Origin of the sequence: Streptomyces sp. SD31, assembly GCF_052068475.1 — a bacterium.
In the GTDB taxonomy this organism is placed as follows: Bacteria; Actinomycetota; Actinomycetes; order Streptomycetales; family Streptomycetaceae; genus Streptomyces.
This window is the reverse complement of sequence record NZ_JBQHCX010000001.1, coordinates 807,778-828,672: the sequence shown is the minus strand read 5'-3', so window position 1 is coordinate 828,672 and position 20,895 is coordinate 807,778. Positions and strand designations below refer to the sequence as shown.

23 protein-coding genes are annotated in these 20,895 nt (G+C 70.9%); 9 read left to right on the top strand and 14 right to left on the bottom strand.

Annotation, left to right across the window (positions count from 1 at the left end; genetic code table 11):
• Positions 1 to 15 precede the first annotated feature (15 nt).
• On the bottom strand, positions 16 to 912 hold the full coding sequence (locus tag ACTMVF_RS03655; protein WP_441269452.1) for a DedA family protein: 897 nt from the start codon (positions 910 to 912) through the stop codon (positions 16 to 18).
• A gap of 136 nt (positions 913 to 1,048) precedes the next feature.
• On the opposite strand from ACTMVF_RS03655, the gene ACTMVF_RS03650 reads away from it, so the two are divergent.
• Complete coding sequence (locus ACTMVF_RS03650; RefSeq protein ID WP_441269451.1) at positions 1,049 to 1,414, top strand: YbjQ family protein; 366 nt, start codon at positions 1,049 to 1,051, stop codon at positions 1,412 to 1,414.
• A gap of 25 nt (positions 1,415 to 1,439) precedes the next feature.
• Here ACTMVF_RS03650 and ACTMVF_RS03645 read toward each other — a convergent pair whose 3' ends face one another.
• The 6 genes from ACTMVF_RS03645 to ACTMVF_RS03620 all read right to left on the bottom strand — a co-directional run bounded on the left by ACTMVF_RS03645 (position 1,440) and on the right by ACTMVF_RS03620 (position 7,224).
• Positions 1,440 to 2,201, bottom strand: coding sequence for a MerR family transcriptional regulator (locus tag ACTMVF_RS03645; protein ID WP_441269450.1), 762 nt, complete (start codon positions 2,199 to 2,201; stop codon positions 1,440 to 1,442).
• A gap of 97 nt (positions 2,202 to 2,298) precedes the next feature.
• Positions 2,299 to 3,054, bottom strand: a complete 756-nt coding sequence (locus ACTMVF_RS03640) for an ABC transporter permease (protein WP_441269449.1) — start codon at positions 3,052 to 3,054, stop codon at positions 2,299 to 2,301.
• On the bottom strand, positions 3,051 to 4,016 hold the full coding sequence (locus tag ACTMVF_RS03635) for an ATP-binding cassette domain-containing protein (RefSeq protein ID WP_441269448.1): 966 nt from the start codon (positions 4,014 to 4,016) through the stop codon (positions 3,051 to 3,053). The genes ACTMVF_RS03640 and ACTMVF_RS03635 overlap by 4 nt, the downstream gene beginning before the upstream one ends.
• Positions 4,017 to 4,090: 74 nt before the next feature.
• Complete coding sequence (locus ACTMVF_RS03630) at positions 4,091 to 4,732, bottom strand: PadR family transcriptional regulator (RefSeq protein ID WP_441269447.1); 642 nt, start codon at positions 4,730 to 4,732, stop codon at positions 4,091 to 4,093.
• A gap of 84 nt (positions 4,733 to 4,816) precedes the next feature.
• Complete coding sequence (locus ACTMVF_RS03625; RefSeq protein ID WP_441269446.1) at positions 4,817 to 6,277, bottom strand: aldehyde dehydrogenase family protein; 1,461 nt, start codon at positions 6,275 to 6,277, stop codon at positions 4,817 to 4,819.
• Positions 6,278 to 6,399: 122 nt separating this feature from the next.
• Positions 6,400 to 7,224 (bottom strand): helix-turn-helix domain-containing protein, encoded by an 825-nt coding sequence (locus tag ACTMVF_RS03620; protein ID WP_441269556.1) that lies wholly within the window; start codon positions 7,222 to 7,224, stop codon positions 6,400 to 6,402.
• A 334-nt stretch (positions 7,225 to 7,558) separates the two neighbouring features.
• Here ACTMVF_RS03620 and ACTMVF_RS03615 point away from each other — a divergent pair, with 334 nt between their 5' ends.
• The gene (locus ACTMVF_RS03615) at positions 7,559 to 8,101 is read left to right on the top strand and encodes an ATP-binding protein (protein ID WP_441269445.1); all 543 of its coding nucleotides are present in this window, start codon (positions 7,559 to 7,561) and stop codon (positions 8,099 to 8,101) included.
• 112 nt (positions 8,102 to 8,213) lie between these two features.
• Here the strand turns inward: ACTMVF_RS03615 and ACTMVF_RS03610 are convergent, their stop codons facing one another.
• The 5 genes from ACTMVF_RS03610 to rpmG all read right to left on the bottom strand — a co-directional run bounded on the left by ACTMVF_RS03610 (position 8,214) and on the right by rpmG (position 10,754).
• Complete coding sequence (locus tag ACTMVF_RS03610; RefSeq protein WP_217207196.1) at positions 8,214 to 8,432, bottom strand: DUF397 domain-containing protein; 219 nt, start codon at positions 8,430 to 8,432, stop codon at positions 8,214 to 8,216.
• A 472-nt stretch (positions 8,433 to 8,904) separates the two neighbouring features.
• Complete coding sequence (gene rpsR, locus ACTMVF_RS03605) at positions 8,905 to 9,138, bottom strand: 30S ribosomal protein S18 (protein ID WP_301998092.1); 234 nt, start codon at positions 9,136 to 9,138, stop codon at positions 8,905 to 8,907.
• 5 nt (positions 9,139 to 9,143) lie between these two features.
• Complete coding sequence (locus tag ACTMVF_RS03600) at positions 9,144 to 10,310, bottom strand: CobW family GTP-binding protein (protein ID WP_441269555.1); 1,167 nt, start codon at positions 10,308 to 10,310, stop codon at positions 9,144 to 9,146.
• A 13-nt stretch (positions 10,311 to 10,323) separates the two neighbouring features.
• Positions 10,324 to 10,581 carry a type B 50S ribosomal protein L31 gene (locus ACTMVF_RS03595; protein WP_301998094.1) on the bottom strand — a complete coding sequence of 86 codons (258 nt, stop codon included), beginning with the start codon at positions 10,579 to 10,581 and terminating at the stop codon, positions 10,324 to 10,326.
• Between the two features lie 8 nt (positions 10,582 to 10,589).
• A complete protein-coding gene (gene rpmG, locus ACTMVF_RS03590; RefSeq protein ID WP_201843023.1) occupies positions 10,590 to 10,754 on the bottom strand; it encodes a 50S ribosomal protein L33 in 165 nt (54 codons plus the stop codon).
• A 61-nt stretch (positions 10,755 to 10,815) separates the two neighbouring features.
• On the opposite strand from rpmG, the gene rpmB reads away from it, so the two are divergent.
• From rpmB to ACTMVF_RS03570, 4 genes are all read left to right on the top strand, one after another.
• The gene (gene rpmB / locus ACTMVF_RS03585; RefSeq protein ID WP_441269444.1) at positions 10,816 to 11,052 is read left to right on the top strand and encodes a 50S ribosomal protein L28; all 237 of its coding nucleotides are present in this window, start codon (positions 10,816 to 10,818) and stop codon (positions 11,050 to 11,052) included.
• On the top strand, positions 11,052 to 11,357 hold the full coding sequence (rpsN, locus tag ACTMVF_RS03580) for a 30S ribosomal protein S14 (protein WP_441269443.1): 306 nt from the start codon (positions 11,052 to 11,054) through the stop codon (positions 11,355 to 11,357). The genes rpmB and rpsN overlap by 1 nt, the downstream gene beginning before the upstream one ends.
• Positions 11,358 to 11,517: 160 nt before the next feature.
• Positions 11,518 to 11,994, top strand: coding sequence for a hypothetical protein (locus tag ACTMVF_RS03575; RefSeq protein ID WP_441269554.1), 477 nt, complete (start codon positions 11,518 to 11,520; stop codon positions 11,992 to 11,994).
• A gap of 70 nt (positions 11,995 to 12,064) precedes the next feature.
• Entirely contained in the window at positions 12,065 to 12,589 is a 525-nt protein-coding gene (locus ACTMVF_RS03570) for a DUF4232 domain-containing protein (protein WP_441269442.1), read from the top strand.
• Positions 12,590 to 12,608: 19 nt separating this feature from the next.
• On the opposite strand, the gene ACTMVF_RS03565 is transcribed toward ACTMVF_RS03570, so the two are convergent.
• Positions 12,609 to 13,751: a DUF2786 domain-containing protein gene (locus tag ACTMVF_RS03565; protein ID WP_441269441.1), complete on the bottom strand. Its 1,143-nt coding sequence runs from the start codon at positions 13,749 to 13,751 to the stop codon at positions 12,609 to 12,611.
• Positions 13,752 to 13,845: 94 nt separating this feature from the next.
• Between ACTMVF_RS03565 and ACTMVF_RS03560 the strand changes: the two genes are divergently transcribed.
• The 3 genes from ACTMVF_RS03560 to ACTMVF_RS03550 all read left to right on the top strand — a co-directional run bounded on the left by ACTMVF_RS03560 (position 13,846) and on the right by ACTMVF_RS03550 (position 16,894).
• Positions 13,846 to 14,319, top strand: a complete 474-nt coding sequence (locus ACTMVF_RS03560) for a GNAT family N-acetyltransferase (RefSeq protein WP_441269440.1) — start codon at positions 13,846 to 13,848, stop codon at positions 14,317 to 14,319.
• 69 nt (positions 14,320 to 14,388) lie between these two features.
• Complete coding sequence (locus ACTMVF_RS03555; RefSeq protein ID WP_441269439.1) at positions 14,389 to 15,156, top strand: Clp protease N-terminal domain-containing protein; 768 nt, start codon at positions 14,389 to 14,391, stop codon at positions 15,154 to 15,156.
• Positions 15,157 to 15,190: 34 nt separating this feature from the next.
• The gene (locus ACTMVF_RS03550) at positions 15,191 to 16,894 is read left to right on the top strand and encodes a bifunctional 3'-5' exonuclease/DNA polymerase (RefSeq protein ID WP_441269438.1); all 1,704 of its coding nucleotides are present in this window, start codon (positions 15,191 to 15,193) and stop codon (positions 16,892 to 16,894) included.
• Here the strand turns inward: ACTMVF_RS03550 and ACTMVF_RS03545 are convergent, their stop codons facing one another.
• Complete coding sequence (locus ACTMVF_RS03545) at positions 16,895 to 20,689, bottom strand: BTAD domain-containing putative transcriptional regulator (protein WP_441269553.1); 3,795 nt, start codon at positions 20,687 to 20,689, stop codon at positions 16,895 to 16,897. It lies immediately after the preceding gene.
• Between the last annotated feature and the right edge of the window lie 206 nt (positions 20,690 to 20,895).

Below are 20,895 nucleotides of genomic sequence, written 5' to 3'. Positions count from 1 at the left end.
GCGCCCCTCAGGGTTTCAGTAACCCTGGTTGGGCGGGTACTGCTGGTTCTGCTGGCCGTAGCCCTGGGGGTACTGCGGGGCGTACGGCTGCTGCTGAGGCTGCTGGTCGTAGTACTGCTGGTCGTAGCCGTACTGCTGTCCGCCCTGGTTGCCGTACTGCTGGTGGCCCTGGTTGCCGTACTGCTGCTGGGGCTGGGGCTGGTCCTCGGACGGGATGCGGCGGAGCTGGGTCGTCGCGTCGTCCATCACCATGTGCTGCTGCTGGGCGGGGGCCGGGGTCTCCGCCGCCGCGCGCTTGTTCTTGGCGCGCTCTCGCAGGTACTCGATGATGATCGGGACCACGGAGACGAAGACGATCAGGACGAGGATCGCCTCGACGTTCTTGTTGATGAAGTCGATCTGGCCGAGCCAGTAGCCCGCGAGGGTGACGCCGGTGCCCCAGGCGATGCCGCCGATGACGTTGTACGTGAAGAACGTGCGGTACTGCATGCGGCCGGCGCCCGCGACGATGGGGGCGAAGGTGCGCACGATCGGGACGAAGCGGGCGAGGACGATCGCCTTGGGGCCGTACTTCTCCATGAACTCGTGGGCCTTCTCCAGGTTCTCCTGTTTGAAGAGCTTGGAGTTGGGGCGGTTGAAGAGCTTCGGGCCGAGGAATTTGCCGATCATGTAGCCGACTTGGTCGCCGATGACGGCGGCCAGGACGATGAGCGTGCAGACCAGCCACAGGGGCTGGCTGATGTACTGCCCTTGGGCCACGAAGAGGCCCGCCGTGAAGAGCAGCGAGTCGCCGGGCAGGAACGCGAAGAGGCCGGACTCGGCGAAGACGATCAGCAGGATGCCGGGGAGGCTGAAGGTCTCGATCAGATAGTTCGGGTCGAGCCACTCGGGGCCGAGCGCAAGCGTGGTCACGGGATTGTGGCTCCTGCTGGATGGGGGCGGGCGGGCTGAGGCTGGCTGCTCAAATTATCAACGCTGCACTGGCCGCCCAGGTTCCATGGACCCCCTCAGGATGCACTGTGCCCCCGCTGGGTCAAAGCTGTGATTCATGGGCATCGAAGAGTACGGCGGCGGTCAGGGGCCTCAACCCGACGTTCTGGTCGTGACCACGAACGACATTCCCGGCCACCGGGTCACAGAGGTCCTCGGCGAGGTCTTCGGGTTGACGGTGCGCTCGCGGCACCTCGGCAGTCAGATCGGCGCCGGGCTGAAGTCGCTGGTCGGCGGCGAGCTCAGAGGGCTCACCAAGACGCTGGTGGAGACCCGCAACCAGGCCATGGAGCGGCTCGTCGAGCAGGCACGCGCGCGTGGCGCGAATGCCGTGCTGGCGTTCCGGTTCGACGTCACCGAGGCGGCCGACGTGGGCACCGAGGTGTGCGCCTACGGGACCGCGGTGGTCCTGGCCCGGGAGTGACCCGTACGGGGTCCCGGGCCAGGGGTTACGAGGAGTGCCGGGCGGCGTTGGCGAGGATCGCCTCCCGGAGGTGCTCGGCGAGGCCCGGCCGCATGGCGTCGTAGTACGCCTTGAAGCGCTCGTCGGAGACGTACATCTCCGCGAAGCACTGGTGCATCTCGTACGACACCTCGAAGTACCACCTGCTGACGTGCTGCCGGTGTTCCTCGGCCAGGTCCATGGCCGCCTCGCCGGACGGCTGCTCGCCGGCGGCCACCAGGGCGGCGTACCGTTCCTGCCAGTCGTCGACCTCGGCCTGGACGCGCTTCCAGTCCTCCTTGGTGTAGGTGGCGACGCGGCGCTGTGACTCGGCGTACGCCTCCGTGCCGCCCCAGCGCTGCTCCGTCTCCTCGGCGTACTGCTCGGGGTCCTTGTCCCCGAACACCTCGAACCGCTCCTCCGGCGTCAGATTGATGCCCATCTTGCGTGCCTCCATGGCGTGCTCCACGGCCGCCGCCATCTTCTGCAGCTTCTCGATCCGGGCGGTCAGCAGCTCGTGCTGCCGGCGCAGGTGTGCGCGCGGGTCCGCGTCCGGGTCGTCGAGCAGGGCGGCGACCTCCTCGAGCGGGAAGCCGAGCTCGCGGTAGAACAGGATCTGCTGCAGCCGGTCGAGGTCGGCGTCGTTGTAGCGCCGGTGGCCCGCGTGGCTGCGCTCGCCGGGTACGAGCAGGCCGATGTCGTCGTAGTGGTGCAGGGTGCGCACCGTCACTCCGGCGAAGCCGGCGACCTGTCCCACGGAGTAGCTCAACTTCCGCTCCCTTCTCGGTACGCACTCCACGGTGAGTCCTCACGCGACGTGAGGTGCAAGCCCGTTTTCCCTTCGGGGAGCCGGTGCCCGTCAGCTGCTAACGGCTCAGACGGGCGAACCGCCGTACCGCCAACGGGAAGAACACTGCCAGGAGCACCAACGGCCATACGATCGCCGCCGCCACATGGTCCGTGCCCGTACCGCCGAACAGGTCCCGTACGGCGGTCGCCGTGTGCGACATCGGGTTCCACTCGACGACCGTGCCCAGCCAGCCGGGCATGGTGTCGGGCAGCGCGAGGGCGTTGGACAGGAAGCCGATCGGCCAGACCAGGATCTGCACCGCCTGCACCATCTCCGGCTTTCCGGCCACCAGTGCCAGGTGGATGCCGATCCACAGCATGGCGAAGCGGAAGAGCAGGAGCAGTCCCACGGCGCCCAGGAAGGCCCCCGCGCCGCCGTCCGCGCGCCAGCCGAGCGCGTGTCCGACGCCCATGAGGACGCACAGGGTCAGCGCCGACTGGAGCATGTCGGCCACCGAACGGCCCACCAGCACCGCGCCGTTGGCCATCGGCATGGACCGGAAGCGGTCGATCACGCCCTTGTTGAGGTCCTGGGTGACCGCGATCATCGTGCCCTCCAGGCCGAAGGCCATGGTGAGCGCAAGCATGCCGGGGAGGACGTAGTCGATGTAGGAACCCTGGACGCCCCGGCCGCCGCCGATGAGGTAGCCGAACATCAGCAGCAGCATCACGGGGAAGACCAGGTTGACCACGACCTGCACGGGTTGCCGCGCCCAGTGGGCGAGTTCGCGGCGGGTCATGGTCCAGGAGTCGGTCAGTGCGTACGCGGTCACACGGCCTCCTTCACGCGTCGGCGGTCCCCTGTGAGGTGCAGGAACACCTCGTCCAGCGTCGGCCGCCGCAGCGCGACGTCCTCCGCCGCGATTCCGGCCTCCTCCAGTGCCCGTACGACGCCGGAGAGCGCCGTCATCCGGTCGGTTACCGGGGCGCTGAGCAGGCGGCGGTCGGGGTCGACGGAGATGTCGTCCTTCGGTACGGGCAACAGGGCCACGGCGGCGCCCAGCTGACCGGCGTCGCGCAGAACGACGTCGATGCGGTCGCCGCCGGTCAGCGCCTTGAGCTCGTCCGCCGTGCCGTCGGCGACCACGCGGCCGGCGTCGACGACCGAGATGCGGTCGGCGAGCTGGTCGGCCTCTTCGAGGTACTGGGTGGTGAGCAGGACCGTCGTACCGCCGCCGACCAGGGAGCGGACCGCGGACCAGACCTCGGTGCGGCCGCGCGGGTCGAGGCCGGTGGTGGGTTCGTCCAGGAAGAGCACCTCCGGGTCGGTGATGAGTGAGGCCGCCAGGTCCAGTCGCCGGCGCATGCCGCCGCTGTACTGCTTCACCGGCTTGCGGCCGGTGTCGGCGAGCCCGAAGCGGTCCAGGAGCTCACCGGCACGCACGCGCGCGTGGCGGGCGCCCAGGTGGTAGAGGCGGCCGAACATCTCCAGGTTCTGATGGCCGCCCAACTCCTCGTCCAGGGCGGCGTGCTGGCCGAGCAGGCCAATGCGCAGGCGTACCTCGTACGCCTGCCGCACCACGTCGTGCCCGGCCACCTCGACGCGGCCGCCGTCCGGCCGCAGGAGGGTGGACAGGATCCGGACCAGGGTCGTCTTGCCCGCGCCGTTCGGCCCGAGCACTCCGTGCACCGTGCCGCGCGCGACCGTGAGGTCGAGCCCGTCCAGTGCGTTCTTGCCGGCTTTGCCGCCGTACTTCTTGCGTGCCTTTTCGACGGTGATCGCCGTGTCGGCCACTGAGACCCCCTCGCTAGTCAAACTTGACTACCAGCTCGAAGCTAGTGCCCGGGGATGGGCATAGTCAAACTTGATTAGCGGCGATCCTCCGGATCCCGCTCCCCCGTCGCGTACGGGTTTTCCTGGTCCTCGGCGAGGATCCCGACGAACGGCTCACCCTCCCCCGCGAAGGTGTAGGCGCCGCCCCGGATGCGTTCGATGAGGCCGCGGGTCCACTCGGCGCCGGTGTCGGCGGAGTGGACCCAGAAGTTCATGATCTCGCCGATATGGCCGAGCCGGCCGGGGCCGTCCTCGGGCGTGTAGTACTCGGTGACGGCCTTGCGCCACTGCTCGATGCTGCGCACCCGCTCCTCGAGGAGGGCGAGGACCTCCTCGCGGTCCAGGTCGACCATGCAGCCGAGGGCGGCGGTCAGTACGTCCGGTCTCTGGTCGTAGGCCGTGAGGTACTGGCGCACCAGCCCGAGGTATTCCTCGGTGCCCTTCTCGGTGATCTCGTACTCCGTGCGCGGCGGCCCGCCGGCCGTGGACGGCGCGATCTCGTGGCCGTGCAGCAGTCCCTGCTTGGCCATCTGCTTCAGGGCGTGGTAGATCGAGCCGGGCTTGGCGTTGGACCACTCGTGCGCCCCCCAGTACTCCAGGTCGTTGCGCACCTGGTAGCCATGGGCCCGCCCGTGCTGGCGGACCGCGGCGAGCACGAGGAGACGGATCGCTGACATGCGGTCCAGATTAGGACCGGGACGGACCGGGGCCGAGACCAGCCCCGGAACGGCGTCCCGTCATGTCCCTCGGCAGCGCCCCGGTCAGAACGGGAACCCGCTCCTGCCGTGCTGCACCGAGATCCACTTGATCGTCGTGAACGCGTCCAGCATCGTCTCGCCGTTCAGGCGGCCGAGGCCGGAGTGCTTCTCGCCGCCGAAGGGGACGATCGGCTCGTCGTGGACCGTGCCGTCGTTCACGTGGAACATGCCGGTGTCGATCCGCTTGGCGAAGGCGACACCCCGCTCGATGTTGCCGGTGTGGACGGCGCCGCTCAGACCGTACGGGGTGTCGTTGACGAGGCGTACGGCCTCCTCCTCGCCGTCGAACGGGATGAGGAAGGCGACCGGGCCGAAGACCTCCTGCTGGAGCAGGGCCGAGTCGGCGGGGACGTTCGTGAGGACGGAGGGCTCGACCAGGTTGTCGGTCGTCGTGCCGTGCACCAGGGCCGTGGCGCCCTCGGCGATCGCCTGCGCGACCGTGGCCGAGATCGCTTCCGCCTGGGAGGAGTTGATGACCGGCCCGATGACCGTCTCGGGGTCGCGCGGGTCGCCGGCCTTGAGAGTCTTCACCTTGGCCACGAACTTCTCGGTGAACTCGTCCGCGACCGAGCGGTCCACGAGGACCCGGTTGGCGGCCATGCAGACCTGGCCCTGGTGGACGTACCGGCTGAAGACCGCCGCGTCGACCGCGTAGTCGACGTCGGCGTCGTCGAGGACCACCAGCGCGCTGTTGCCGCCGAGTTCGAGGACCGAGCGCTTGAAGAGCGAGGCGCAGACGGTGGCGACGTGGCGGCCGACCTTGTCGGAGCCGGTGAAGGAGATGACCTTCGGGGTCGGGTGCTCGATGAAGGCGTCGCCGATCTCCGCGATGTCCGTGATGACGACGTTGAGGAGGCCGGCGGGCAGACCTGCGTCCTCGAAGATCTTCGCGACCAGGGAGCCGCCGCAGATCGGGGTGTTCTGGTGCGGCTTGAGGACCACGCCGTTGCCGAGGGCGAGGGCCGGGGCGACCGACTTGATGGAGAGCAGGAAGGGGAAGTTGAAGGGGCTGATGACGCCCACGACGCCGACCGGAACGCGGTAGACGCGGTTCTCCTTGCCGTCCGTCGGCGACGGGATGATCTTGCCCTCGGGGCGCAGCGCCAGATGGACCGCCTCGCGCAGGAACTCCTTGGCGAGGTGGAGTTCGAAGGCCGCCTTCAGCCGGGTGCCGCCGAGCTCGGCGATGATCACCTCGGTGAGCTCCTGCTCGCGGTCCTCTATCAGGCGCAGCGCCTTCTCGAAGACGGCGCGACGGGCGTAGGGATTGGTCGCGGCCCACTGCTTCTGGGCGCGGGCGGCCGCCTGGTAGGCCTGATCCACCTCGTCGACCGTGGCTATGGTGATCGACGCCAGCTTCTCGCCGTCGTACGGGTTGAAGTCGATGATGTCCCAGGAGCCTGTGCCCGGGCGCCATTCACCGTCGATGTACTGCTGAGCCAGGTCGGTGAAGTAGGACGACATGTGATCCCTCAATCCCTAGCGGACACCCGATCGACTGATCACGGACGCCTGGATCGCCTTGATCGGGCTTGATCGGCTTTGATCGTCTTCACGGTCTGATCACACGTCATCGTACTTGCGTTTCAAGAGAGTTGAAGGAGTCCCCGGAGAAGATCCCGGCTCTCGTCCGGACCCGGACTGTCCTGCTGAAGCTCCTTCAGCGCCTTCTCGTACTGGGCGACGTCCTCGTGCTTGTCGAGGTAGAGCGCGCTGGTGAGCTGCTCCAGGTAGACGACGTCCGAGAGGTCGGACTCGGGGAAGCTGAGGATGGTGAAGGCGCCGGACTCGCCGGAGTGGCCGCCGAAGCTGAACGGCATGATCTGCAGGCGCACGTTCGGGTGCTCGGAGACCTCGATCAGGTGCTGGAGCTGGCCGCGCATGACCTCGCGGTCGCCGTAGGGGCGGCGCAGGGCGGCCTCGTCGAGGACGATGTGGAACTCGGGAGCGCTCTCGGCGACGAGGTACTTCTGCCGTTCCAGGCGCAGCGCGACCCGCTTCTCGACGTCGGCCTGGCTCGCGCCCTGCATCCCGCGCCGCACGACCGCGCGGGCGTACGCCTCGGTCTGCAACAGGCCGTGCACGAACTGCACTTCGTACGCGCGGATGAGGCTGGCCGCGCCCTCCAGGCCGACGTAGGTGGGGAACCAGCTGGGCAGGACGTCCGAGTAACTGTGCCACCAGCCCGCGACGTTGGCCTCGCGGGCCAGGGAGAGGAGCGAGGCGCGCTCCTGCTCGTCCGTGATGCCGTACAGGGTCAACAGGTCTTCGACGTCTCGCGTCTTGAAGCTCACCCGGCCCAGCTCCATACGGCTGATCTTCGACTCGGAGGCGCGGATCGAGTAACCCGCCGCCTCGCGCGTGATCCCGCGTGATTCCCGCAGTCGCCTCAGTTGCGAGCCGAGCAGCATGCGCCGCACCACCGATCCGGGCTCTCCCGCGCTCACGTTCGCCAGCCTCCCCAACCCGTCTTCAGGGCCCGCAGTCTGCCACTAAATCACTTCGAGCAGTACTCGTCCGATTACAGAGATGGAAAAAAGCCAAGGATTCCTGTCAGGGAACGGTGAGTGGGAGGCAAGGAGAGGGAGTGAAGTTGGCGGAAAAAATGGCCAACAAGCGGTACGGGAGCGTCCAATTCGGTCACGTGCACGTGCATCTGCCCTTGCATCTGCTCTGCGCATCGGAAACCATGGTCCCGCGCAACCGCTGCATCGCAACGACCGCGAACTCCCGGGAGTGCCTCGCATGGGGACGAATGGATCGACCATGCTCGAGCCGTTACGGCAGGGCCTTCCGCCGCTGGATCCCGCAGCCGTCTCCAACGCCGCCTCCTGTGCTCTGCCCGCCCGCTACGACGCGGTGCGCGAGGCACGGCAGTTCACGCGCCGCACCCTCGACCAGTGGGAACTGGGCCATCGCTTCGACGACGTGTGCCTCGTGGTCTCCGAGCTGGTGACCAACGCGCTGCGGCATGCGCTGCCGGCGGGGGCGCAGCGGATACCCGAGCAGACGCCGCCCGTGCGGCTGCATCTGATGCGGTGGACCGAGCGGCTGGTGTGCGCGGTGCGCGATCCCAGCCACGACAGTCCGGTCGCGCGCGATTCCGATGACTTCTCGGCGGAGTCGGGGCGTGGGTTGTTCCTTGTCGACTCCTTCAGTGACAGCTGGGGCTGGCATCCGCTCGCGGGGGCGCTGAGCGGGAAGGTGGTCTGGGCGCTGTTCCGGCTGCAGGCGGGGCAGGTCGCGGGGGCGGCGGGGTCGGGGGCGGGGTCCCGGTCGGGGGACTGATGAATCGCGGTGCTCGATTGCCGCTGTTCTACGCGCGTTGCTGGGCGCTTGGTGCCGAATGCCCTGAGTTGTGCCGCCGACTTCGGCCGGGTGCGGGTCGATGGAGGCTGCGTCAGCCCGCGACCAGGTGGTCGAACTCGCCGTCCTTGATACCGAGGAGCATCGCCTCGATCTCGGCGCGGGTGTAGACGAGGGCCGGGCCGTCCGGGAAGCGCGAGTTGCGTACGGCCACGTCTCCGCCGGGCAGGCGTGCGAACTCCACGCAGGAGCCCTGTGAGTTGCTGTGCCTGCTCTTCTGCCAGGCCACCCCGTTCAGATCCGTGGCTGCCATGCCGTTGTACACGTCGTGGTCCACAGGTCGCTCCCCGGTGGTGCGGTGGTGATGCCATTGATGCGCGAGGTGGTGCAGTGATTGCAGTGGTGGTGCAGGTGTCAACTGCTCACGGATCATAGCTCTGTTCACGTGCAGCTGCATGAGCAGATGCACGTGCACGCGGGGTGTTGCTGCGGTTACTTCTGTGACGTACGCGGCCCTGTATTCGTTCCGGCGTCAGCTGAGTGGGGCGTGCGGGCCGAAATCCCTCGCGTACTAGGAACAGACGCGTTTTGCTGCCTTTCTGTTCCATGCCATGCCTGCGGCGTCCTGTTCCTGATCGGTGGGGGTTCGCGTAGCGCCTGCGGGAGGGTTGTGGGTCGGGGCGGTGGGCGGCTGCGGGGACGTGGGGGTGCGCGTCATTCCCCGAAAACACTCAACGCCGGTCCGGGCAGTCAGCCCGTCCGGCGTTTGAGGAGGAAGTCCGGGGTCAGCGGCTCACGTAAGGCAGGAGGGCCATTTCCCTCGCGTTCTTGATGGCCTTGGCCAGTTGCTTCTGCTGCTGGGCCGTGACTCGGGTGACCCGGCGGCTGCGGATCTTGCCTCGGTCGGAGATGAACTTCCGCAGGAGGTCGGTGTCCTTGTAGTCGATGTAGGTGATCTTGGCCTGGTCCAGGGGGTTGGGGCGGTTCTTGGCGGGCTTGCGCTCGGGCTTGCGGGGCATGGGGGTCAGACCTCCAGGAGGGTGTCGAAGGCGGGCGGGAGTTGTTTCCAGGCGTCGCGGCCGGCGGCGTACTCGGCGTCGGTCAGGAGGCAGGACTCGAGGAGTTGCTCCAAGCCGTCGCGGTCCAGGGCCGGGGACGTGAAGACCAGGTGCTGGCAGCAGTCGCCGTGCTCGGGGTGCCAGTCCAGCGCGGCGGCGGCCCGGCGGACCGGCGGCACCATGTCCCAGGCCGCGTCGGGGAGCGAGGCGAGCCAGGGGCCCGCACTCTCCACGCACAGGGCACCGCCAGCCGCGTCCCAGTGGAGCAGGACGTCGGGCCGGTCGGCGAGCCAGAAGCGGCCCCGGCTGCGGGCGGCCGCGCAGGTGAGGTCCTCCAGTGCCTCGTACAGCCGCTCGGGGTGGAAGGGACGCCGGCGGTGCCAGACGAGGGTGGAGACGCCGTGCGCGTCGGCCTCCGCGGGGAGCAGGGCGCACGCCGGGTGCTGGGCGGCCGCGGCCGACTCGACGTCGAAGCCTGCGAGGGCCGCCTGGGCGAGAGGGGAGCGGTGGCGTGGAGGGGGCACCGTCAGGTCGTCGCCGGCGCCGATCGGGACCTGGCGGGCCGTCGGGTGGAGTTGGGTGAGCAGTTCGCGGTCCTCCTCGTCGGCCTCCGGGGAGTCGGTGACGGCGAGGACGGGGGCGTACTCCAGCTGGCGTGCGAAGGTGTCGGCGACCGTGCGCTGGTCGGTCGGCGCCGCCGCCAGGCCCCGGTCGGCCAGGTCGTCGCCGTTGCCCAGGTAGGGCAGGACCAGCGCCGGGTCGACCGCGGTGATCACGCCGGTGAGCGTCAGCCCGCCGGCCGTGACCACCTCGGCCATGGCCTTGGGTTCGACCGAGTCCCACAGTTCGACGATCGCCATACGGGTGGTGCCGGCGTCCCGGAGCCGGATCAGCTCCGGGACCAGGTCCTCGCGCAAGGCGCAGCAGGCGCAGTCGTTGACGAGGGGGGTCTCGCCGGCGGTCACGATTCCGGTGGCGTCGCGGATCGTGCGGACGACCGTGCCGGCGGTGGCCGTCGCCAGGTCGTGGTGGAGTACGACGCTGTCGGGGACGTCGGCGAGCAGCTGCGCCACGGCCGCCTTGCGGGCGTCGGTGTGCAGCCCTCCGACGATCACGACGGAGAGCCCGGACATCTGAGCCACGTCGTCAGCCCTGCTTTCCGTACCGGCGCTCGAAGCGCTCCACGCGGCCGGCGGTGTCCAGGACGCGGGCCGTGCCGGTGTAGAAGGGGTGGCTGACGTTGGAGATCTCGACGTCGACGACCGGGTAGGTGTTGCCGTCCTCCCACTCGATCGTCTTGCCGGTGGGCACACCGGCGAGCGTCGAGCGGGTGAGGAAGGCGTGGTTCGCGGCGCGGTCGCGGAAGACGACGGGGCCGTAGGAGGGGTGGATTCCCTTGCGCATGGGGGTCTTCAGCGCTCCTCTCGGAAGTCGACGTGGCGGCCGGCGACCGGGTCGTACTTGCGCAGGACCATGCGGTCCGGGTCGTTGCGGCGGTTCTTTCGGGTCACGTAGGTGTAGCCGGTGCCGGCGGTGGACCGGAGCTTGATGACCGGGCGGAGTTCGTTGCGAGCCATGCTGCTATCTTACTGAAAATGAATTCCATTAACAGCTGCGTCTGAGGAGAGGTTCGTCACCGTGTCCGCCCACTGCATGCTGACCGGCGCCCAGCCCGGTTTCGGCAACACCATTTCCCACTCCCATCGGCGGACCTCCCGCCGCTTCGACCCCAACATCCAGACCAAGCGCTACTGGCTGCCGAGCGAGGGCCGGTATGTGCGGCTGCGGCTGAGCGCCAAGGGGATCAAGACGGTCGACGTCATCGGCGTCGAGGCGGCCGTCGCCCGTATCCGCGCGCGGGGAGTGAAGGTCTGATGGCGAAGAAGAGCAAGATCGCGAAGAACGAGCAGCGGCAGGAGATCGTCGCGCGGTACGCCGAGCGGCGGGCCGAGCTGAAGGAGATCATCCGTCGGCCGTCGTCCACCGATGCCGAACGGCTGGCCGCGCAGCGGGAGCTGAGCAGGCAGCCGCGGGACGCCAGCGCGACGCGGGTGCGCAACCGGGACCAGGTGGACGGGCGGCCGCGCGGGTACTTCCGTGCGTTCGGGCTGTCCCGGGTGTCGATGCGGGAGCAGGCGCACGCGGGGTATTTGCCGGGGGTGCGCAAGGCCTCCTGGTAGGCCTGGCAGGTCCTGAAGATCCGCTTACGACTCCCTGGTAACTTGCTGCGGTCGTCTCGGCCCGGTGGGCCGGCTCGGCCGTATGCCGACCGCTACAGCTTGGGAGTCTCCAGTGACCTCGGCGAATTTCTCGCGTGCGCGCACGATGTCGGGCCGGCGGATGCGGGTCGCGGCCGTGGCCGCGTCCCTGGCGGGGGCGCTCGCGCTGACCGCGTGCAGCGGTGACGGCGGCTCCGACGCCAAGGACGACTCCGGTCCCAGCGCTCCCGCGTCCGCCAGTGCCGACACCGGCGGCGGTACGGGAGGGTCGGCATCCGGTGGCCTGGCGGGCAGCTGGCTGGCCACGACCGACGGCAAGGCGGTCGTGCTGGTCGTCAACGGCACGGAGGCCGCGCTCTTCTCGACCGGCGGGACCGTGTGCAGCGGGACCGCCGGTGAGCAGGACGGGATGCGGATGATCCGCCTCAAGTGCCCCGACGGCAGCAAGGACCGGGCGGTCGGGATGGTCGACTCCGTCGGCAGGACGCGGCTGAAGGTGACCTGGCAGGGCGAGGGCGGCCTCGGCGCGGAGACCTACCAGAAGGCGCAGGGCGGGAAGCTGCCTACGGGCCTGCCCACGGCCGGTCTGGGATCCTGATGTCCGATCAGTGAGCCCCGATCAGTTCGGTGATCGCCGTCCGGTCACCGGCGTGACTCCAAGAGGACCCATGCGCGCCACTCCCCTCACCGTCGCCGCCCTCGCCGCGGCTCTCCTCCTGACCGCCTGCGACGCCGGCGGGGGCGAGGACGACAGCAAGGACAGTGCGGCCGGTTCCGCCTGCGCCGACAAGGTGGCCGTGCAGTTCGGGCCCGCCAACGCCGCCCCGGCCGCCGGTGACACCGGCAACGTGCCCGTCACGATCACCAACCGCAGCGGCGCCGAGTGCACCCTGGACGGGCTGCCCGCCGTCGAGCTCTCCGCGGGCGACACCGTCACCGACGTCCCGACCGACAAGGCCGCACGGGCGAAGAAGACGGTCCTCGTGAAGGATGCGGTCACCTCCTTCACCCTCACCTACGTCCGGGGCGAGAAGGGCGGCGGCACGAGCCTCGCCGTGCGGCAGGTGAAGATCCACCTTCCCGGGTCCGCCGAGACGCACAGCTTCAAGTGGTCGTACGGCGATGTCGCGCTGAAGAGCGACGGGCAGGCGCCGGACGCCTCGGTGAGCGGGTTCCAGCAGTCCGGCGACTGACGGGGTTCGGCGCGCGGGTTCAGCCGAGCGGCCGACGGTGGGCCATCTGCGCCCGGTCGGCCGCCTCCGCACCCTCCACCCAGCCCGCCTCGTCGCTGACGCCGCGCAGACGGGTCGTGGTCGTCTCCGGGAACATGCGGTCCAGCCGGTCGGTGACCGCCACCTCGCGGGAGGCGAGGACCGGGAGCAGGTCGTCGCTCACCGGCGCCTCGGCCGCGGCCCGCAGCCGGGTGCCGACGCGGTGGGCGTAGGCCGCCAGGAACGACTGCCGGAAGGTCTTGGTCCGCTTGCGGCCGCCCGCGCGCTGGGCGGCCTCCGCCTTCGTCATCGCCGCCTGGGCCTGCACGAGGAGTGAGGTGTAGAGGAGTTCGACCACCTCCAGGTCGGCCTCGAAACCGACGACCGTGGAGAAGCCGAACGGTTCGTTCCACACGGCACGGCAGTGGTTGACGGTCGCCACCGCGTCCAGCAGGACGGCCTTCGCCTGCTCGTACGGCGGTTCCACACCGATCCGGCAGGCGCCGGGCGCGTCATGCGACGGCGCCTGCGCGTCCAGCAGTGCCTCGTCGATGCTGTGCCGGGCCATCAGCTCCTGCGCCTTGGCGCTGAGCGCCTCCGCCTCCTGCGGGAAGCCGGTGGCCTCCGCCTTCGCCAGCAGGGCGCGGATACGGGTGAGCATGCGGGACTCGGGCCTGGGGTGCCTGGGGTGCCTGGCGGGCTGCTCGGCCTGCTCGTCCAGCGGTTCCAACGCGGGCAGGCGCAGCAGGAGGCGGTACAGCTCCAGGACGGCCGTCGCGTGCGAGAAGCGGTCGGTTCGGGGTGGGGCTTCGGTGGGCAGGTCCTCGATCTGCGCCGTCCAGCGGGGGCCGCGGGGGCGGTCGTACGGCGTCTGGGAGCGGATCAGCGCCGCGAGCAGTCGTACGTGTACGTCGTCCAGGTCGCGGCGGATCAGCCGTACGACGTCGGCGGGCTGCCAGCCGCGTCGCCAGGCCGCGGCGACGAACTCGATGCCGCGCCGGGTGAGTTCGGCGTCCGTTGCGGGGTCGGCGGCGAGGAGGGAGGCGCCGGTGTCGAGGGCGGTGTCGGTGTCGGCGTAGAGGGCGTGCTCGAAGGCCCGGTCGACGGGGCCGGGCGTACCGCTCGAACTGTTCGTGCTGCTCACCCGGCGATGGTGCCACGGGGCGGACGCGGCCCGGCTTGGGCGGTGGGGGAAATCCCGTTGAGACGCGGGGCGGGCCATGCCTAGCTTCCGCACCATGGACGAGATTCGCCCCGTACGTTTCGACCATCCCGACGCCATGCGGCTCTCCACCCTGGTGCAGGCCGAGTACCTGCGGCGCTTCGGCTACGACGACATGACCCCGTTGCACCCGGCCCACTTCGACCCGCCGGACGGCCTCTTCCTCGTCACGTACCGCGAGGGCAAACCGGTGGCGTGCGGTGGCTGGCGTGCCCAGGAGGCGGACGACGAGGGGTACGCGAACGGCGACGCCGAGCTCAAGCGCATGTTCGTGGTGCCTGAGGCGCGGGGGCAGGGGCTCGCCCGCGGCGTGCTGCGTGCGCTGGAGGACAGCGCGCGGGCCGCCGGACGGGTCCGCATGGTGTTGGAGACCGGCACGCCACTGCACGAGGCCATGGCGCTGTATGTCTCCGGCGGATACGCGCCTACGGCGAGCTTCGGCCCGTATCGGGACTACTCCGACAGCCGGTTCTTCGCCAAGCCGCTCTGACCGCGCCCCCGAAAGCCGAATGTCAACCACGGGTTGACGCTCTAGGGAGCGTCAACCTACGGTTGACACATGTCGACGAACCCGACCATCACGTCATCCGTACGTCTCGACGAACTCATCGCGGCCATCAAGAAGGTCCACGAAGAGCCCCTCGACCAGCTCCAGGACGCGGTGATCGCCGCCGATCACCTCGGTGAGGTGGCCGACCACCTGATCGGCCACTTCGTGGACCAGGCCCGGCGATCGGGCGCCTCCTGGACCGACATCGGCAAGAGCATGGGCGTCACCCGGCAGGCCGCGCAGAAGCGGTTCGTGCCGAAGGAGTCGGCCGAATTCGACCCCCAGCAGGGTTTCGGCCGCTACACGCCGCGTGCCCGCAACACGGTGATGGCCGCCCACAACGAGGCCATCGCGGCCCGCAACGCCGAGGGCCGGCCCGAGCACCTGGTCCTCGGTCTGCTGGCCGAGCCGGACGGTCTGGCCGCGAAGGCGATCGCCGCGCAGGGCATCCTCCTGGACGCCGTACGCCAGGCCGCCGCCGCCGCACTGCCGCCCGCCGCCGACGAGGTCCCCGACCTCGTCCCCTACGGCTCCGACGCCAAGAAGGTGCTGGAGCTCACCTTCCGCGAGGCCCTGCGTCTCGGCCACAACTACATCGGCACCGAGCACATCCTGCTGGCCCTGCTGGAGTTCGAGAACGGCACCGGCGTCCTGTCCGGCCTCGGCCTCACCAAGCAGGCGGTGGAGGAGTACGTCGTCGAGATGCTCTCCCAGTTCCTGAAGAGCGGTGAGCAGACGAGCAAGGCGGCCCGGGAGGAGGGCGAGGCGCAGAGCTGAGGGCGTTGTCAGACCCGGGTGCCACACTCGCTGCATGACCGACCGGTGGGCGCTCGCTCCGGCCGAGGACGGTGGCGTGGAGATCGCCCCCCTCGGTCCGGACGGGCTGCCCGCGGGGCCGGTGCGGTGGGAGGCGGACCTGGGTGAGGCCGTGCGGGGGCGGCCCGATGTGGCGCGGTGGGTGTGGCGGTCCACCGCCGAGGTCTATCCGCGGCTGCTCGCCACGGGGGTGCGAGTGGAGCGGTGCTACGACATCGAGGACGCGGAGACGCTCCTGCTCGGCCACGAGGGGCGGTACGGCGAACCGAGGTCCGCCGCCGCCGCCCTCGCCCGGCTCCGGGGTGGTCCCGTACCGCCCGATCCGCCCCAGCGGGCGGCCGAACCGGGCTCGCAGTCCTCGCTCTTCGAGCCGCAGGCGGTCCATGTGCCGCTGGCCGACCTCGTCGAGGTGTACGCCGACCAGCAGCGCCGGCACGACCGGGCCGCGCACCCGGAGCGGATGCGGCTGCTGACGGCGGCCGAGTCGGCGGGGATGCTCGTGGCCGCCGAGATGAACCGGGCCGGGCTGCCGTGGAGCGCCGAGGTGCACCGCCGGGTGCTGCACGAGCTGCTGGGCGAGCGGTACGCGGGCGGCGGTGAACCACGACGGCTGGCCGAGCTGGCGGACGAGGTGTCGGCCGCGTTCGGGCGCCGGGTGCGGCCCGATCTGCCCGCCGATGTGATCAAGGCCTTCGCGCAGGCCGGGATCAAGGTCAGATCGACCCGGCGCTGGGAGATCGAGTCCCTGGACCATCCGGCCGTGAAGCCGCTGATCGAGTACAAGAAGCTGTACCGGATCTGGGTGGCCCACGGCTGGTCCTGGCTGCAGGACTGGGTGCGGGACGGGCGGTTCCGGCCGGAGTTCCTCGCGGGCGGGACGGTCACGGGGCGCTGGGTGACCAACGGCGGGGGCGGGCTGCAGATCCCGAAGGTGATCCGGCGTGCCGTGGTCGCCGACCCCGGCTGGCGGCTGGTGGTGGCCGACGCCGATCAGATGGAGCCGCGGGTGCTGGCGGCGATCTCCCGTGATCCCGGGCTGATGGAGGTGGCCGGGCGGGAGAGCGACCTCTACCAGTCCGTCTCCGACCGGGCCTTCTCCGGCGACCGTGCACAGGCCAAGCTCGCCGTGCTGGGTGCCGTCTACGGCCAGACCTCCGGCGACGGGCTGAAGAACCTCGCCGCGCTCAGACGCCGTTTCCCCAAGGCGGTGGCGTACGTCGACGAGGCGGCGCGGGCCGGGGAGGAGGGGCGGCTCGTGCGGACGTGGCTGGGGCGGACGTGTCCACCGGCGGTCGGGGCGGCGCAGGACGCGGCCGAGGAAGCGGGGATCCCGGTCCCGGACACGGAGGACGGGTCGGCCGGGGGCTCCGGTCCGCAGGAGTGGGTGCCGGGGTACGCCTCCTCCGACGCCCGCGCCCGAGGCCGCTTCGCCCGCAACTTCGTCGTGCAGGGCAGCGCCGCCGACTGGGCCCTGCTGCTGCTCGCCGCGCTGCGGCAGGCCTGCGCGGGCATGGCGGCGGAACTGGTCTTCTTCCAGCACGACGAGGTGATCGTGCACTGTCCCGAGGAGGAGGCCGAGGCGGTCGTGACGGCGATCCGGGAGGCGGCGGAGCTGGCAGGGCGGCTGACGTTCGGGGAGACGCCGGTGCGGTTTCCGTTCACTGCGGCGGTGGTGGAGTGCTATGCGGACGCCAAGTGATCAGCGCTGTTCGGTGTCGGCGGACTTGGTTTCGGCGGGCCCCTCGTCGGCGAGCAACTCCCTGAGTTCCGTGAGGACCGTCTTCTCGTCCGTGCCGTCCAGGGCCTCAAGGGCCGTGCGCCAGGCGTCGTACGCCTCCTGGATACGTCCGCGTTCGCGCAGCAGGAGGCCGTGCTGGTGGCGGGCGAGGCCGGCGGTGTAGCGGTCGGCGCGGGCGTCGGCGCGGTGGAGCAGCTCGGCGCACTCGCGGTCGGCCCGTTCGCTGCGGCCGAGGATGCGCAGGGCGCGGACCAGACCGAGGCGGGTCTGCGACTCGCCGTGCCAGTCGCTGTGGCTGCCGAGGATGCGCAGGCTCTCGTCGAAGTGCGGTACGGCGGCGGCCGGTTCGCCGAGGGTGACGTGGGCGTAGCCGATGTTGCAGTGGGCGGAGTGCCGTACGACGACGTTGCCGATCCGGTCACCGATCGCGAGGGAGCGCCGGTGCTGCTCGATGGCGGCCCGGGGGTCGGTGTGCTCGTAGAGGTTGCCGAGGTGCTGGTATGTCACGGCCTCGCCGTAGGGGTCGTCCAACTGCCGTGAGTACTCCAGGCTCTGGTGCAGCGCCTGCCCGGACTCGGCGTACCGGCCGAGATTCTCCAGCAGCAGCCCCCGGTTGTTGAGGCAGCGCCAGATCCGGGAGGCCACGTCGAGGCGCCGCCAGATCGCCAGGGACCGGTCGTTGAGGGCGAGGGCCTCGTTGTTGCGGCCGGTCAGGAAGTGCAGGCCGGCGAGATCGCCCAGCGCGTACGCCTCGGCGGCCTCGTCTCCGAGCCGTCGGGCCACGCGCAGGGCGGCCCGTCCGAGCACGTCCATCTCGGCGACGCGTCCGGCGCGCTGGACGCAGGGGAAGAGGAGGCGGATGAGGGTGGAGATGTGGGCGGCGGTGCCGTCGGCGTCGGCGTCGGCGTCGGCGTCGGCGTCGGCGTCGGCGTGCGCATACCGCTCGACCAGCACGACGATGTTCTCCAGCTCCAGGTCACCCCAGGCGAAGGCCTCCTCGGGACTGTTGAAGGGCGCGGTCATGAGCACATGGTCCGTGTGCTCCGGCGGCTGTGCGGCCGTCGGCCTGCAGCGGTCGTCCTGGTCGAGACCGGGTTCGACGATGGCGGTGAGGGTGCGTTCGGCGACGGCGGCGTACCAGCGCAGGGCGGTCTCGGCGGTGTCCGTCTCGCCGTCCGCTTCCGCTCCCGCGAGCTCACGGGCGAAGTCGCGCACCAGGTCGTGCGGGGCATAGCGGCCGTACGCGATCTCCTCCAGGAGAGCCACGTCGACGAGGCGGTCGAGGGCGGCCTCGGCGCGGCGCTCGTCGGTGCCGGTCAGGCGGGCCAGCAGGGGTGCGCCGTACGCGGGCAGGTCGACGGCGCCGATGCGGCGCAGGGCGAGGGCCGCGTCCCGGTCGGCCTCGTGGTCGGAGGCGGCGAGGGCGTCGTGGGCGACGGCGAGGGAGCGGCGGACGCTGAGGTCGTCGTACTCCAGGTGGGGCAACCGGCTCTCGGTGGCGGCCAGTTGACCGGCGAGCACGTCGAGGGTGAGGGCACGGCGGGCGGCGAGGCGGGCGGCGACGACGCGGAGGGCGAGAGGGAGGCGGCCGGTGAGCTCGATGAGGGGGTGGGTGGCGTCGAGGCCGTCGTGAGCGGGACGGGCGGCTGGTCCTGTGCGCTGGTCACCGTCGTGGTGCCGGTGCTGTGGGTCGTGGTGGTGCTGTGCGTCGTGCCGGGGGCGCGCGCCCTGCCCGTCTTGCGCGTCGCGCCCCGACGCCGCCCTCAGCAGGGCCGCGCTGTCCTCCGCCGTCAGGGGTGTGAGCGGGAAGCGGCGGACGCCGTCCAGGGCCGTCAGTGGGGAGCGGCTGGTGACGATCACGGCACAGCCGGGGCCGGCCGGGAGCAGCGGGCGTACCTGCGCGGCGCTCGCGGCGTCGTCCAGAACCATGAGCGTGCGGGTCGGGGCGAGCAGGGAGCGCAGCAAGGCGGCGGCCGCGTCCGGGTGTTCGGGGATGGAGCGGGGGTCGGCACCGAGGTCGCGGAGCAGTGCGGCGAGCGCCTGGCCGGGGGTGAGCGGGGGCATGCCGGGAGTGGCGCCGTGCAGGTTGACGTAGAGCTGACCGTCGGGGAAACGGTTCGCCAGCCCGTGCGCGGCCTGCAGCGCGAGCGCGCTCTTGCCGACGCCGGCCATACCGCTGAGCACGGCTACCGCGACGGGGGGCTGAGGCGTGGGCGTGGGGGCGAGGGCGGGCGCGGGGGCGAGGGCGCGGCGCAGGTCGCCGAGTACGGCGGTACGGCCGGTGAAGTAGGCGGGAGGTGGGGGGAGTTGGGCGGGGCGGGGTGGTGGAGGGGGGCCTTGTTGCTGGGGTGGGGTGGGGGGTGTGCTCTCCGGCTGGTGGGGGGCTGGGGTGGCGGGCGCGTCGGAATCCCGGGGGGCCGGGGCGGCCGACTCGCGGAGGGCCGAGTTCGCGGGCACGTCCGCTTCCGGGACCGGCTGGGCAGCCGAAGCCTTCTTCTCGCGGCGGGTGGGAGCGGGCAACGCTGCCGTCTCGTGGAAGCCGTCGGCGGGCGTGGGGTGCCGGACGGCGTCGTCATCGCGCGTAGCTTCAAGGGGCGTGGCGCCGTAGGACACGTCGTCGGCGTGGGAGGTGGCGGCGTCGGCGACGTCCCGAAGTACGTCATCGTCCCGCTCGGCTGAGCCCTCCGCACCCTCCTCAGCCCCACTCACCTCGCGCCCACCGGACCCCGCGGCTATGCCACGCACCCCACGCCCGGTGCCGCCGCCCTCCGCGCCCGGCTCCATCGCACGCCCCGCGCCACCGACGTCCCCGGTCCCCCGCAACACCTCCATATGCGCCTCTCGCACCCCCGCCCCCGGTTCCACGCCGAGCTCCTCGATCAGGCGCATGCGCAGATCGCGGTGGACGGCCAGGGCCTCGGCGCGCCGGCCCGTGCGGTGCAGGGCGAGCATCAGGTGGCGGTGGAAGGACTCCCGTAGGGGGTGTTCGGCAGCGAGGGCCGCCAGTTCGGGCACGAGGCCGTCGAGTCGTGGGCCGGCGACGGCCAGCTCGGCGTCGTAGCGCCACTCCAGGAGCAGGAGCCGCGCCTCCCTCAGGCGCTGTACGAGCGCATAGCCACCCACCTCCGCGGGCAGGCCGGACAGGGGCGTGCCCCGCCACAGCGCGAGCGCTGCCGTGCACTCGCGCGCCGTGCGCTCCCAGTCCCGCGCGGCATGCGCGGCGCGGGCCGCGGCGACGCGGCTCACGAAGACGTCGACGTCCAGCTCGCCCTCGTCGGCGCGGATCACATAGCCGGGCGGCACCGCCCGCAGCCGCTCGGGGTCGTCGAGCAGCCGCCGTAGGCGAGCCACATGGTTGTGCAGCGAGGCTCGCGCGGACGCGGGCGGCGCCCCGCCCCACAGCACGTCCGTCAGCGATTCCACGGAGACGACCCGGCCGCCTTCGAGCAGCAGCGCGGCGAGCAGGGCACGCACCTTGGGGCTGCGGATGGTCCGGACAGCGCGGTCGGTCGCGGCCGGCGAGTCACCGCCGCGGCCCTGGACGTCGTCCACATTCCGACCGTCGAGGTTCTGGTTGCCAGGAGCCAGACCGACGAGATTCTGACCGCCGAGATTCTGACCGCCGAGGTCCCGGCCGTCAGAGTCCCGACCGCCGAAATCCTGGCCATCAGCGTCCCGGCCATCGCCGGAACTCCTGTCGGCCTCATACACCACCGGCGGCCCCAGCAGTCCGAACCGCAGCCCGCACCGCTTCACGCCGCCCACTGCCTTCCCACGCGGCGGGTCGGCACTCGCACCCGCGCTCACGCTCCACGACGAACATCCACACAGCACGGCGAAAATGCCGCGCCTGGCGGAGATCCGCCCCCGTACGACGGTTTCCCGCCACCCTTTTCGACGCCCTCGGTGGGAAAACCGTTCCCCTCCGGGCCTTTCCCGTTACCGTCCGTCGACTTCGCGCC